We start from the raw sequence: 12,757 nt of genomic DNA on the forward strand, positions 1-12,757 counted from the left end.
CGCGCCGGCCGTGCCGCGCCCGCAGGAGCAGCGCCACCAGCCCCGCGCCGATCCCGGCGGCGGCCGTGACCCCGACCGCGCCCGCGAGCGTCGCCGCCCCCGTCCGGCGGTCGCCCGTGGCCGCCGCCTCCGGTCCCGCCCCCGGCTCCGCCTCCGCCTTCCTGTCGGCACCGGGTGCCGGTGGTGACGCCGGAGCGGTCGGTGGCGCGGTCGGTGCCACGGGGCGCGGTGGTGGGAGCGAGGCCACCGCGTCGACGTGCCCGGCCGCCCGGAACCCCCAGTCGAGCAGGGAGCGGGCCTCCTCGTACACGGCGAGGCTGCCGCCGTCCTGGGGGTTCATCACCGTGACGACCAGGGTGCGTCCGTCCCTGCGGGCGGCGGCGACCAGCGTGTTGCCCGCGGCGCTGGTGTAGCCGTTCTTGATGCCGATCAGCCCCGGGTACCGGGCGACCCCGTCGCCGGTGAGGAGGCGGTTGGTGTTGCGGATGCCGTACGTCCGGCCGCCCGCCGGGAACTCGGCCTCGACCGTGGCGGCGTACCGCGCGAGCTCGGCCTCGCGCAGCCCGGCCCGGCCGAACACCGTGAGGTCGTACGCCGAGGAGACCTGGTCCGGTGCGTCGTAGCCGTCGGGGGAGACGACGTGGGTGTCGTGGGCGCCGAGCGCGCGGGCCCTGGCCTGCATCCGGGCGGCCGTGGCGCGCCAGCCGCCGGCCAGCTCGGCCAGCACGCGCACCGCGTCGTTGCCGGAGCTGAGGAAGACCCCCCGCCACAGGTCGGACACCCGATAGGTGTGGTGCTCCTGGACGCCGACCAGGCTGCTGCCGGGACCGATGTCCGCCAGCTCCTCCTCGGTGACGGTGTGCCGGAGGCCGGCGGGCAGGGCCGGCAGCACGGTCAGCGCGAACAGGATCTTGAGGGTGCTGGCGGGCGGCAGTCTGCGGTGCGCGTCGTGCGCGGCCAGCACCTCACCGGTGCCGGCGTCGGCCACCAGCCACGACAGTGCGGAGACGTCGTCCGGGACCTGCGGCGCCCCGGGCCGGGGCCGCACCCGTGTCCCGGACCCGCGAGGCGGCGGCTGCCGCTCCACAACCGTGAGTCCCGGCGCGCGCGGGTCCGCCACGGGGGAGGCCGCGACGGCGCCCGGTACGGCGCCCGTCGCTCCGATCACGCAGGTGACGGCGCAGGACACGGCGGCGCGGGCCGAGAATCCGATGGTCATGCCGCCAACGTAGGAACGCGCACCGCGCGCGTCCGGGTGCCGGGGCCGCGCGGGGGCGTCGAGCACTCGGATGCGCACTCGGATGCATCAAGACGTGCATCAAGACGTGCATCAGGGCGTGCGCCGGGTGGTGCATCGGGACACGCGTCAAGAACGGTGCGGCAGCGTGGGCGAGACCTGGCGCAGGAAGGCCGCGTTGTCCGGGGTGGCGCGCAGCCGCTCCAGCAGCGTCTCGAGGGACGCCCGGTCCTGGCCGTCCCGTGACCGCAGGGCGCGCCGCAGTCCGCGTACGGCCGCCGTCTCGCCCGCGGAGAGCAGCAGTTCCTCGCGGCGGGTGCCGGAGGGGACGATGTCGACGGCAGGGAAGAGGCGGCGCTCGGCGAGGGCGCGGTCCAGGCGGAGCTCCATGTTGCCCGTGCCCTTCAGCTCCTCGAAGAAGAAGTCGTCGGCGCGCGAGCCGGTCTCCACCAGCGCCGTGGCGAGGATGGTCAGCGAGCCGCCCTCCTCGGTGCGGCGCGCGGCACCGAAGAGCCGCTTGGGGCCGTGCAGCGCGGCCGCGTCGACGCCGCCGCTGAGGGTGCGGCCACCGGCGGCGGCCGCGTTGTTGTGGGCCCGGCACAGCCGGGTCAGCGAGTCCAGCAGGACGACGACGTCCTCGCCCTGCTCGACCAGGCGCTTGGCGCGTTCCACGACGAGTTCGGCGAGCGCGATGTGCTGCTTCGGAGTCTGGTCGAACGTCGAGGCGAAGACCTCCCCCCGGACGGAGCGCCGCATGTCCGTCACTTCCTCGGGGCGCTCGTCGAGCAGCACCACCATCAGCCGGCATGCGGGGTGGTTGCCGGCGACCGCGGCGGCCAGCTGCTGGAGCAGCACCGTCTTGCCCGTCTTCGGCGGTGCCACGATCAGTCCGCGCTGCCCCTTGCCGACGGGCGCGACGAGATCGACGAGCCGTCCGGCGACACCGCTCGCGGGATGTTCGAGACGGAGGCGTTCGTGCGGGTGCAGCGGTGTGAGGTCGTGGAAGTGCGGGCGGTGGCGCAGGTCTCCGGGCAGGCGCCCGTTGACCAGCGTGACCTCGGCGAGGGCGCGCCGGTCGCCGCGCAGGCCGTCCACGGTGTCGCCCTTGCGCAGGCCGTACCGGCGGACGAGCGCGGCGGGCACCTGGGGGTCGCCGGGGGAGGGCAGGCAGCCCTGGGTGCGCAGCAGCCCCTGGCCGCCCTGCGCGAGGTCGAGGACGCCGGAGACGGGGGCCGGGAGCCGCCGTGGAGTGGTGGGTGTTTCGAGGGTGGTGGTCATGGAGGGTGTCCTTTCGTGACTGCATGGACATGCGTGGACGAGCACAGGGGGGGGGAGGGGTCTGCCGGGAGGCGGAAGGGACACGCCTCGGAACGGCGGGGGGACACCGACGTCGTGATCACACGGTCGTGCGAGGTCGCGGTGTGACGACGTGACGCGGTGATGTGGGAGCCGTTACGCCTGGCCGGCCATCGGTGGCGGGCAGGTCGGAGAACGGGGGAGGAGCAACTGGCACCGGAGCCCGAGAGTGGGCGTGCGCGTGTGCTGGTCACATCGTAGCACGAAAGGAATCCGCGGTGGCGAAAGGCGTACCGGTTGAACTCCGGCCGCCCACGGGCCGTACAGGTGGGCGCGGACCCGGCCTCCCGAGCCGGTGCGCCGCGCCGCCACCGCGTTACCCATCGGAAGGACACTCGGGGTGTCGCTCTTCACGCGTCTCCGCCACTCACCCGCGCCGGACGAGGTGACCGCGGACAAGCCGGTCACGGACGATGACTCCGCCTCGCGCCGCCCGGCCCCGCGCCGTCTGCGCGCACTGCGCGGTCTGCGCGCCAAGTACCCCCGCGCCGCCCGTGTCCTGGCCCGGTCGGGCACCGTACTGGCCGTCGTCGCGGTGCTGTTCGCCCTGCTCATGCCGGGCAACGTCGCCTACTTTGAACCGAAGCAGTTCCTGCGGATCCCGGCCGAGGCGATCCTCGGCGCGGCCCTGCTGATGGTGCTACCGCGCCGACCGCGGCGGATCGCCGCCGTGGTCATGGGCGTCGGCCTCGCCCTGGTGGTGGCGCTGAAGCTGCTCGACATGGGGTTCCGCCAGTTCCTCGGGCGGGACTTCGACCCCGTGCTCGACTGGGGCCTGCTCGACGACGCCACGTCGTACCTTCAGGACACCGCCGGCCGGACGGGCGCGCTCGGCGCCGTGGTCGGGGCCGTGGTGCTGCTCCTGCTGCTGCTCGCCGGGCTGACGCTGGCGGTGCTCCGGATCGCCGGTCTCATGGCCCGCAACAGGCGGACCGCGGTACGGACGGTCGTCACCGCCGGCGCCGTGTGGATCACCTGCTCGGCGCTGGGGCTGCAGCTCCTCGGCACCACGCCGGTCGCCGCCAGGAACACCGTCGCCCTCGTGGAGGCGCGGGGGAAGGGGGTGCGGGCGGCGCTGCGGGACGAGGCCGCGTTCGCGAAGGAGGCGCGGAAAGATGCCTTCGCGGACGTACCGCCCGATCAGTTGCTCACCGCGCTGCGCGGCAAGGACGTCATCTTCGCCTTCGTCGAGAGTTACGGCCGCACCGCGATCGAGGACGAGGCCACCGCCCCCGGAGTCGGCGCGGTGCTCGACGCCGGCACCGAGAGCCTGCGCGAGGCCGGGTACTCCGCCCGCAGCGGCTGGCTCACCTCCGCCACGTACGGCGGCAGCAGCTGGCTCGGCCACTCCACCTTCCTGACGGGACTGTGGATCGACAACCAGAACCGCTACCGCACCGTCACCAACAGCGAGCGGCTCTCCCTCCCCGGAGCCTTCGCGCGCACGGGTGCCTGGCGCACGGTGGGCGTCATGCCGGGCGTGCAGAAGAACTGGCCCGAGGGCCGCTTCTACGGCTTCGACCGCGTCTACGACTCCCGCGACCTCGGTTACCGGGGGCCGAAGTTCAGCTGGTCGACCATGCCCGACCAGTACGCCCTCACCGCCTTCGAACGCCTGGAGCACGGCAGGGAGCAGGACAAGCCGCTGATGTCGCAGCTCATCCTCACCTCCAGCCACCAGCCGTGGGCCCCGCTGCCGAAGATGGTCGACTGGGCGGACGTCGGGGACGGCTCGGTGTACGAGGACATCGAGAAGGCGGGCAAGGACCCGGCGAAGGTCTTCTCCGACTCCACCGAGGTGAAGCAGGAGTACGGCGAGTCCATCCAGTACTCGATGCGCAGCCTCGTGGAGTACGTGGAGCGGTACGGCACCGACGACACCGTGCTCGTCGTCCTCGGCGACCACGAGCCCGTCGCGCGGGTCAGCGGCGACGACGGCGGCCGTGACGTGCCCATCAGCATCGTCGCCCACGACCCGGACGTCCTGGACCGGATCCAGGACTGGGGCTGGGCCGACGGTCTGACACCCGGCGAGGACACCCCGGTGTGGCGGATGGACGCCTTCCGGGACCGCTTCCTCACGGCGTACGGTCCGGGCCGGTGAGGACGGCCGCCGCCTCGACACCTGCCCTGCGGCGGTCCAGCGGTGCGGTTCAGCGGTTCAGCGCGAAGACGCCGAAGCCGAACCCCTGCGCCTTGACCGTGCCGTCGTCGAGGGCCACGCCCGAGGCCTCCAGCACCTCGCCGTCCCCCGCGCCGCTGCACCGTCCCCCCTCCGCCCACGGCCAGCGCGCCTCCTCCCGGCGCGGGTTGATCACCACCAGGTACCGTCCGCCCCGTACGTACACGAACGGCCGGCCCGGGTGGAGCACCTCCACCGAACCGCCGGGACCCAGCTCCGGGGTACCGGCGCGCAGGGCGATCAGACGGCGCACCAGATGGAGCAGCGAGGTGTCGTCGGCGCGCTGCGCGGCGACGGAGGGGCGGTTCGGGGACGGGTCGAGCGGCAGGTAGAAGCGGTCCGCGGGGGCCGTCGAGAACCCGGCGCCGGGGCTGTCGTCCCACTGCATGGGGGTGCGTGAGCCGGCCCGGTTGTACCGGGGGCCGAGGACGCTGCCCTCCTTGTCGGGCAGGCCGGGGACGTAGCGCATGCCGATCTCGTCGCCGTAGTAGATCGCCGGGAGGGTCGGCCAGGTCAGCTGGAACGCGAACGCGGCGGGGAGCTGCTCGGCGGACCGGGGACCGCAGTTGAGGCGGGAGAAGTCGTGGTTGGCGGTGGGCAGGGCGATGAACCCGCCGTCCCCGATGACGGCGGTCGCCTGCCGCCACGCCCGGAGGAAGGGTTCCGTCGAACCCTCCCCGCTCGCCCCGAAGAAGCAGTCGAGGGGAGGCCAGGTCTCCTTGACCGTGCCCGCGCCGTTGTTCCACAGCGAGCGCAGGGCGAGTCCGTCGGCGGGTCCGCCGGTCTGCAGGAAGAAGTCCGCGTGGAAGCCGGCCGGGATCGACACCTCCGGCTCGCCCCACTCCGACAGCAGCACCGCGTCCGGGTGCGCGGTGTCCAGCCAGTGCCGCAGCTCCGTCCACACGCGGGCGGTGCCGGCCCGGCCGGGGTCGTCCTTGACCAGGGAGGCGGCCATGTCGACACGGAACCCGGACACGCCCAGCCGCAGCCAGTGGTCCATGACCGTGCGCAGGGCCGCCCGGTTGGCGCGCGGCCCCTCGGCGTCCTCCGGCTGGCGCCAGGGCTCCGCGGGGTCCTCGCGCGCGTGACCGAAGTTGAGGGCGGGCTGGAAGCCGAAGAAGTTCGGCAGGTACGCACCCGGACGGGTGCCGGGGGAGGGGACGAAACCCTCCGGGCAGCCCTCGGGCGCCCAGATGTAACGGTGGTCGTCCGGGTCGTCGACGGCGGCGCGGAACCACGGGTGCTCGTCGGAGGTGTGGCCGGCGACGAGGTCGAGCAGGACCCGGATGCCGCGCCGGCCCGCCTCGTCGACCAGCCGGGCGAGGTCGTCCGCCGAGCCGTAGCGGGGCGCGGTGGTCAGGTAGTCGGCGACGTCGTACCCGGCGTCGCGGAACGGCGAGACGAAGCACGGATTGAGCCAGACGGCGGTGACGCCCAGCCACACCAGGTGGTCCAGGTGTTCCGTGATGCCGGCCAAGTCGCCGATGCCGTCGCCGTCGGAGTCGGCGAACGACTGCGGGTAGATCTGGTAGAAGACGGCGTCGGCCAGCCAGGCGGGGGCGGGACGGAACGAGGTCATGGAGCGACCATAGGCCGCCGCACCGGCGACGCGCTGCCTCCGGCGCTGCCTCTAGGCTGACGGGATGTTCACTCCGCAAGGTCCCGGCCTCCGTGAACTGGCCGTGCAGGCACTGTCGTCCGTCGAACGCGGCTACGACCTGCTCGCACCGAAGTTCGACCACACGCCGTTCCGCACACCCGACGACGTCCTGGACGCGGTGCGGGCGGCGCTCCCCGCGTGGGGGCCGTTCCGGCACGGGCTCGACCTGTGCTGCGGCACCGGTGCCGGGATGGAGGTGCTGCGCGAGGTGTGCCGGGAGAGCGTGACCGGGGTGGACATCAGCGCGGGAATGCTCGCGGTGGGAAGGGGGAAGTCAGCCCCGGGCGCGGCGGGACGGCCGGCGGGGGACACGGGGCCCCGTACCGCCTGGGTGCGCGGTGACGCCCTCGCCCTGCCCTTCGGGCCCGCCTTCGACCTGGTGGTGAGCTTCGGCGCGTTCGGGCACTTCCTGCCGCGGGACCTGCCCGCGCTGTTCGCGCAGGTCCACTCGGTGCTGCGGCCGGGCGGGCGGTTCGCGTTCCCGCTGCCCGCGCCCGCCCCGCCCGGATCCCGCGGGTACTGGGCCACGCTGGGTTTCGACGCGGCGATGCGCGTGCGCAACGCCGTGTGGCGCCCGCCGTTCGTCATGTACTACCGGCCGTTCCGGCTCGGGCTCGTGCGGCCGGAGCTGGAACGGGCCGGTTTCGACGTGGAGCTGTCCGCGCTGCCCGAGTTCGGACGCACGCACGACGGCGGCCCGCGGTGCCGGCTGGTCGTGGCGACCCGCCGGCCCTGACGGCGACCGCTACACGTGCGACGGCAGCCAGGCCAGCTTGGCCGCCTCCTGATAGGGGCCGCCGCCCTCGTGGTCGTTGAAGTCGTACACCTCGATGTGCTTGTCGTCGCCGGCCCAGGCGTTGAAGGCCGCGAACACCGTCGACGGCGGACACGTCTGGTCCTCCAGGGCCGCGGAGAACAGGGCCGGCGCCCGGCCGCGCGCGGCGAAGTGCACCCCGTCGAAGTAGGCGAGCGTGTGCCGCACCCGTTCGGTGCGGCCGCGGTGGGTCTTCAGGTAGTTGCCGATCTCGCGGTACGGATCACGGTTCGTCAGCGTCGTGGCGCGCGGGAAGTCGCACAGGAACGGCACGTCCGGGGCGACCGCGGCGAGGTCGGGCACCAGGCCGCCGGCCGCGAGGGCGAGGCCGCCGCCCTGGCTCGTGCCGATGACCGCGGTCCGCGCGGCGTCGGTCAGCGGATGGGAGCGGGCCGCCTCCACGGCGCGTACCGCGTCCGTGTACACGCGCCGGTAGTAGTACGTCTCCGGGTCCTCGATCCCGCGGGTCATGTAGCCGGGGTAGGCGGGTGCGCTGCCCACCGGGTCCGCGGTGTCACCGGCCGTCCAGCCGCTGCCCTGCCCGCGGGTGTCCATGACGAAGTGCGCGAAGCCCGCCGAGGCCCACAGCAGGTGGGTGTGCGGCAGGCCCCGGCCGCCGCCGTACCCGATGTACTCGACGACGGTGGGCAGCGGCGCGGTGGCCCCCGCCGGCAGGGTCAGCCAGCCCTTCACCGGGTGGCCGCCGTAGCCGGCGAAGGTGACGTCGTGGACCTCGACCGTGCGCAGGTGCGTCTCGACCGGCGCGAAGACGGCGTCGAGGTCGTGCTCACGGGCCTCCTGCAGCGTCTTCGTCCAGAAGGCGTCGAAGTCCCCGGGCTCGGTCGAAGCGCTTCGATAACCGCGGAGCTGGTCGAGGGGAAGATCGAACAGGGCCATGGATGAACACCTTCTGCGGTCCGTGGGTGCGAGCGATCACACCGTACGGTGCCCGGGCGCCCGCCGCCAGGGTCCCGCTCCGGCGGCTGCGGGCCCGCGTCCCCGGCCCGACCGCGCCCGGCCGGGGGACGTGGCACGGGTGCTCAGCCGAAGCGCTCGATGCGGATCCGGTCGACGGGCTGACCGGCCCCGACCAGGAGCCGTGCGGCGTGTTCGGCGAAGGAGTTGGAGCCGCACACGTAGGCCTCCCAGCCGCCGGGAGGCCCCTCGGCCAGGAGCGGCGCGACGTGGGCGGCCGTCAGACGGCCGACGGGCACACCCGCGGGGGCCCGCCGCGTGAACACGGGCGTCGTCTCCGGGCCGTACTCCCGCGCGTAGAGGAGGTCCTCGGGCGTCCGCGCGGACGCCAGCAGCCGCACCGGCACGGACAGGTTCCGCGCCCGGTGGTGCCGGACCATCGACATCAGCGGGACGACCCCGGAGCCGGCGCCGACGAGCAGCGCGGGCCGGTCGCCCGGCCAGGCGAAGAAGCCGCTGAGCGGGCCCCGCACCTCGATCCGGTCCCCGGCTGCGGCCACCGTGTGGAACCAGCCCGACACCTCGCCGTCCTCGACGTGGTCCAGGGTCAGTTCGATGTGCCCGCTGTCGTCGGGCGCGGACGCGATCGAGTAGTGGCGCTGGGCCACGTGGCCGTCCCCCGCGGTCAGCCGCAGCATCAGGTGCTGCCCGGGCAGGTGCCCCGGCCAGGCGGGCACGGCCAGCCGGAAAGTCGACGCGCGCGGCGTCTCGCGGCGGATCTCCGCGAGCGTCGCGGTCTGCCACACCGAGGCGGCCTGCTCGCTCACGGCGATCCGCCCGGGCACGGCGAAACGCGTCGGGGGAGTGAAGGGGGCCGGGGAGGCCGTGGTCTCAGTCACCGGCGTACCGCTGTTCTTCCCAGGGGTTGCCGCGTGCGTGGTAGCCGTTGCCCTCCCAGAAGCCGGGCTCGTCGTGGTCGAGGAGGTGCAGGCCCGCGATCCACTTCGGGCTCTTCCAGAAGTACAGGTGCGGCACCAGCAGCCGCGCGGGACCCCCGTGCTCGGCGGGCAGCGGCTTCCCGTCGTCGTACGTGAACGCGATCCACGCCCGCCCGCCCCGGAGGTCGGCGAGCGGCAGGTTCGCGGTGTACCCGGTGTGCGCGTACGCGACCGCGTGGGTGGCCGACGCGTCGGGCCGTACCGCGTCCAGGAAGACGTCCAGGGACACGCCCCCGAACCGCGTCCCGAACTTCGACCAGCCCGTCACGCAGTGGATGTCGCCCTCGTAGGCGGAGGCGGGCAGCGCGTGCGCCGCGTCCCAGTCCCAGGTGCGCTCCCCGGCCACCAGGCCGTCGATCCGGAACGTCCAGTCGCCGGGCGCCAGGTCCGGCGTCACCTCGGCGGACAGGACGGGCCAGTCGTCCCCGGCGTCGTACTGGCCGGGCGGCAGCCCCGGGTCGGGGACGCGCGGGCGCCCGGTGAAGCCTCGGGTGACGTGCATACGGTGCGGTGCCTCCAGGCCGGCCGTGCGGGAAGGCGCCGGCCGGGTGCGCGCCGGTGTCGGCGCTGGTCAGTGACTGCTCCTTCCCACCGTACGCGGCCGAGGACCGTGCTCCGTACCGCTGCCCTCCCCGTCGCACCCGCCGTCCGTGGTTCCTGCCGTCCGGCGTCCGTGATTCCCGTCATCTGTGATCATTGCGGTCTCGTGAACGCGCGGGCGGGGCGGGAACAACCGGCGGCCGGCCCTCCTTGTCGCTGGTGCGACCACATGCGATGACAGTGAAGGAGAGGGACACAGCCATGCCCAAGGCGTACGTCTTCACGCGGTACGGCGGCCCGGAGACCGAGGAGCTCGTCGAGCTGGAGCGGCCGGTCCCCGGCCCCGGACAGCTGCTCGTCGCGGTCCGCGCGGCCGGCGTCAACCCGGTCGACTGGAAACTGCGCACCGGTTACGTCCGCCCGGGCGAGAGCGCGCGCGAGTTCCCCGCCGTGTTCGGCAGCGAGGCCGCCGGTGTCGTCGAGGAGGTGGGCCCGGACGTCACCGGGTTCGCCGTCGGTGACGAGGTCTTCGGCAACCCGGTCGCCGGCGGGTACGCCGAGTACGCGCTGCTGCCCGTCGCGATCACCGCGCACAAGCCGGCCTCCGTCCCCTTCACGGACGCCGCGACCCTTCCCGTCGCGGCGGCCACCGCGTACGACGGCGTCCGTCAGCTGGACCTGCCGGCCGGGGCCACCCTGCTGGTCACGGGCGCGGGCGGCGGGGTCGGGGTGGCCGCCGCGCAGATCGCCCGCGCCTTCGGGGTGCGGGTCGTCGGGGTCGCGAGCACGGGCAAGAAGGACCTCGTCGAGTCGTTCGGCGCCGTGCACGTGCCCTCAGGCCCCGGCTTCCCGGAGCGGGTGCGGGCCGCGGCGCCCGACGGCGTGGACGCGGTGTACGACCTGGTGGGCGGCGACGTGCTGAGGGCCGCCGCCGAGCTGGTCCCCGACCGGACGAAGCTGATCACCGCGGGCGGCAAGGACATCGTGGCCGGGCTCGGCGGCGCGCCCGTCGCCCGCGCCCGGAACGCCGCCGTGCTCGAGGAGGTGGCGCGGCTCGCCGCCGACGGCCGGCTGCGGGCCCACGTCACGGCGACGTTCCCGCTGGACCGCGCGGCCGAGGCGCTGCGCACGGTCGAGGCGGGCCACGCCACCGGCAAGACCGTGATCGAGGTCGCCCGATGAGCCCTGCGGCCGGCGGGGGCACGGGCCGGCCGCCCGGCGTCGGCCGCCCCGTGCGGCACATCCTCGACCACCCCGCCCGGGCCTCGCTGACCGGCCCGCACGCCCGCTTCGCCGAACGGCACGGCCGGATCCTGCGCTACCCCGTCGACGTGACCCCGTGGGTGGCCCTGCCCGAGGAGCCGGACGCCGGTGACTGGGCCGTCCTCGCGGCGCTGTCGGGCCCCGGCGCCCAGGTGCCGCTGCTCGGCTTCAACGGGCGGATCCCCAACGGCTGGGAGGTGACGTCGGACATCGAGGGCGTCCAGCTCGTCGACGACGGCGTCGCCGCCGCACCCGACCCGGAGGCGGTCCTGCTCGGGCCCGCCGACGTGCCCGAGATGCTGGACCTGGTGGCGCGCACCCGCCCCGGCCCCTTCCTGCCCCGCACCATCGAGCTCGGCACCTACCTCGGCATCCGCCGGGACGGCGCCCTCCTCGCGATGGCGGGCGAGCGGCTGCACCCGCCGGGCTGGACCGAGATCAGCGCGGTCTGTACCCACCCGGACGCCCGGGGCGAGGGGCTGGCCGGCCGGCTCGTCCGGGCCGTCGCCCACGGCATCCGCGCGCGCGGCGAGACCCCGTTCCTGCACACCGGCGCGGACAACACGAGCGCCCTGCGCGTGTACGAGGCGCTGGGCTTCGCGCTGCGGCGCCGCACCAGGTTCATGGCGGCCCGGGTGCCCGCCGCGGCGGTACGGCGGGACGAGGTGGTGGGGGCCGGAACATGAGGCACGGCGGGTGGCCGTGGACCGTCATCGAGTAGGGTGACGGGGCCGGTCGGCACGGCCTCCGTCGTCGTCGACATGCCGTCAGGTCAACGTCGTCGTCAGGTCAACGTCGTCGTCACGTCGACTTGGTCGTCACGTCAAGCCATCGAGGAGGTGGGACCCATCACCGCAGTGCCAGGTCGGGTGCTCCCTCCTCCCCGCGGCGTGGTGCGCCGCCGGTAGGCCGTACGAGAGCGCCCTTCGCTCGAACGAAAGGCTTCTCGGCGCCATGCCATCCCTTCCGACGTCCCTTCCGGCGTCCGCTGTCGTCGCCGCGCTCCGTTCCGCCGGCTGTGTCTTCGCCGAGGACGAGGCGGAGCTGATACTCTCCACCGCCCGCACCCCCGACGAGGCCGCCGCCATGGTGGACCGCCGGGCGTCCGGCCAGCCCCTCGAACTGGTCCTGGGCTGGGCCGGGTTCAGCGGACTGCGCGTCACCGTCGGCCCCGGGGTCTTCGTGCCCCGGCGCCGCACCGAATTCCTCGTCGAGCGGGCCCTGGCCGCCGCCCCCACGGCGTCGGTCGTCGTGGACCTGTGCTGCGGCTCGGGCGCGGTCGGCGCGGCGCTGGCCGCGTCCCTCGACGGCGTCGAACTGCACGCCACCGACATCGACCCGGCGGCCGTGCGCTGCGCCCGCCGCAACCTCACGCCCTTCGGCGGCCACGTGCACGAGGGTGACCTCTTCGCGGCGCTGCCCGGCACCCTGCGCGGCCGCGTCGACATCCTCGCGGCGAACGTTCCCTACGTTCCCACCGGCGAGATCGCCCTGCTGCCCGCGGAGGCCCGCGACCACGAGCCGCTGGCCGCTCTCGACGGGGGCGCCGACGGCCTCGACGTACTGCGGCGGGTCGCCGCCGGCGCCGCCCGCTGGCTGGCCCCCGGCGGCAGCCTGTTCGTCGAGACGAGTCAACGCCAGGTGCCGCTCGCGCTGGCGGCGTTCTCCCGCGGCGGACTGGACGCGCGCGTGGCGGTGTCGGAGGAGTGGCACGCCCACGTGATCGTCGGCACGAACGGCGGGCGGGCCGTGCAGCCGGGGGCGGACGTGTAGCCGGGTGCTGTCGGCTGTC

General features: G+C 74.5%; 11 protein-coding genes. 5 read left to right on the forward strand and 6 right to left on the reverse strand.

The features are described 5' to 3' along the window. Both UW392_RS62760 and rho read right to left on the reverse strand, forming a co-directional pair. Positions 1–1,219: D-alanyl-D-alanine carboxypeptidase family protein (locus UW392_RS62760; protein ID WP_320784474.1), on the reverse strand; the 1,219-nt coding region annotated here is incomplete at its 3' end. A 147-nt stretch (positions 1,220–1,366) separates the two neighbouring features. Next, the gene (gene rho, locus UW392_RS62765) at positions 1,367–2,515 is read right to left on the reverse strand and encodes a transcription termination factor Rho (protein WP_320784475.1); all 1,149 of its coding nucleotides are present in this window, start codon (positions 2,513–2,515) and stop codon (positions 1,367–1,369) included. A gap of 418 nt (positions 2,516–2,933) precedes the next feature. Between rho and UW392_RS62770 the strand changes: the two genes are divergently transcribed. After that, positions 2,934–4,697, forward strand: a complete 1,764-nt coding sequence (locus tag UW392_RS62770; protein ID WP_320784476.1) for a sulfatase — start codon at positions 2,934–2,936, stop codon at positions 4,695–4,697. Between the two features lie 49 nt (positions 4,698–4,746). Here the strand turns inward: UW392_RS62770 and UW392_RS62775 are convergent, their stop codons facing one another. Next, complete coding sequence (locus UW392_RS62775; RefSeq protein WP_320784477.1) at positions 4,747–6,354, reverse strand: alpha-amylase family glycosyl hydrolase; 1,608 nt, start codon at positions 6,352–6,354, stop codon at positions 4,747–4,749. A gap of 64 nt (positions 6,355–6,418) precedes the next feature. Here UW392_RS62775 and UW392_RS62780 point away from each other — a divergent pair, with 64 nt between their 5' ends. Continuing rightward, positions 6,419–7,171, forward strand: a complete 753-nt coding sequence (locus tag UW392_RS62780; RefSeq protein ID WP_320784478.1) for a class I SAM-dependent methyltransferase — start codon at positions 6,419–6,421, stop codon at positions 7,169–7,171. 9 nt (positions 7,172–7,180) lie between these two features. Here the strand turns inward: UW392_RS62780 and UW392_RS62785 are convergent, their stop codons facing one another. The 3 genes from UW392_RS62785 to UW392_RS62795 form a co-directional block, all read right to left on the reverse strand. Then, positions 7,181–8,146: an acetylxylan esterase gene (locus UW392_RS62785; protein WP_320784479.1), complete on the reverse strand. Its 966-nt coding sequence runs from the start codon at positions 8,144–8,146 to the stop codon at positions 7,181–7,183. 143 nt (positions 8,147–8,289) lie between these two features. Further along, entirely contained in the window at positions 8,290–9,063 is a 774-nt protein-coding gene (locus tag UW392_RS62790; protein WP_320784480.1) for a ferredoxin reductase, read from the reverse strand. Further along, positions 9,056–9,664, reverse strand: coding sequence for a sulfite oxidase-like oxidoreductase (locus tag UW392_RS62795; RefSeq protein WP_320784481.1), 609 nt, complete (start codon positions 9,662–9,664; stop codon positions 9,056–9,058). The genes UW392_RS62790 and UW392_RS62795 overlap by 8 nt, the downstream gene beginning before the upstream one ends. Positions 9,665–9,963: 299 nt before the next feature. Here UW392_RS62795 and UW392_RS62800 point away from each other — a divergent pair, with 299 nt between their 5' ends. The 3 genes from UW392_RS62800 to UW392_RS62810 all read left to right on the forward strand — a co-directional run bounded on the left by UW392_RS62800 (position 9,964) and on the right by UW392_RS62810 (position 12,738). Beyond that, positions 9,964–10,884, forward strand: coding sequence for an NADP-dependent oxidoreductase (locus UW392_RS62800; protein WP_320784482.1), 921 nt, complete (start codon positions 9,964–9,966; stop codon positions 10,882–10,884). Continuing rightward, a complete protein-coding gene (locus tag UW392_RS62805) occupies positions 10,881–11,651 on the forward strand; it encodes a GNAT family N-acetyltransferase (protein ID WP_320784483.1) in 771 nt (256 codons plus the stop codon). The genes UW392_RS62800 and UW392_RS62805 overlap by 4 nt, the downstream gene beginning before the upstream one ends. A 268-nt stretch (positions 11,652–11,919) precedes the next feature. Next, positions 11,920–12,738: a putative protein N(5)-glutamine methyltransferase gene (locus tag UW392_RS62810; RefSeq protein ID WP_320784484.1), complete on the forward strand. Its 819-nt coding sequence runs from the start codon at positions 11,920–11,922 to the stop codon at positions 12,736–12,738. Positions 12,739–12,757: the final 19 nt, after the last annotated feature.

The sequence above is a fragment of the Streptomyces sp. CRN 30 genome (assembly GCF_034105845.1).

Bases quoted from the DNA above. Each gene is read 5' to 3' on its own strand.
- UW392_RS62795 (WP_320784481.1), bottom strand. From the start codon at position 9,664: ATGCACGTCACCCGAGGCTTCACCGGGCGCCCGCGCGTCCCCGACCCG.
- UW392_RS62780 (WP_320784478.1), top strand. From the start codon at position 6,419: ATGTTCACTCCGCAAGGTCCCGGCCTCCGTGAACTGGCCGTGCAGGCA.
- UW392_RS62800 (WP_320784482.1), top strand. From the start codon at position 9,964: ATGCCCAAGGCGTACGTCTTCACGCGGTACGGCGGCCCGGAGACCGAG.
- UW392_RS62775 (WP_320784477.1), bottom strand. From the start codon at position 6,354: ATGACCTCGTTCCGTCCCGCCCCCGCCTGGCTGGCCGACGCCGTCTTC.
- UW392_RS62785 (WP_320784479.1), bottom strand. From the start codon at position 8,146: ATGGCCCTGTTCGATCTTCCCCTCGACCAGCTCCGCGGTTATCGAAGC.
- UW392_RS62805 (WP_320784483.1), top strand. From the start codon at position 10,881: ATGAGCCCTGCGGCCGGCGGGGGCACGGGCCGGCCGCCCGGCGTCGGC.
- UW392_RS62810 (WP_320784484.1), top strand. From the start codon at position 11,920: ATGCCATCCCTTCCGACGTCCCTTCCGGCGTCCGCTGTCGTCGCCGCG.
- rho (WP_320784475.1), bottom strand. From the start codon at position 2,515: ATGACCACCACCCTCGAAACACCCACCACTCCACGGCGGCTCCCGGCC.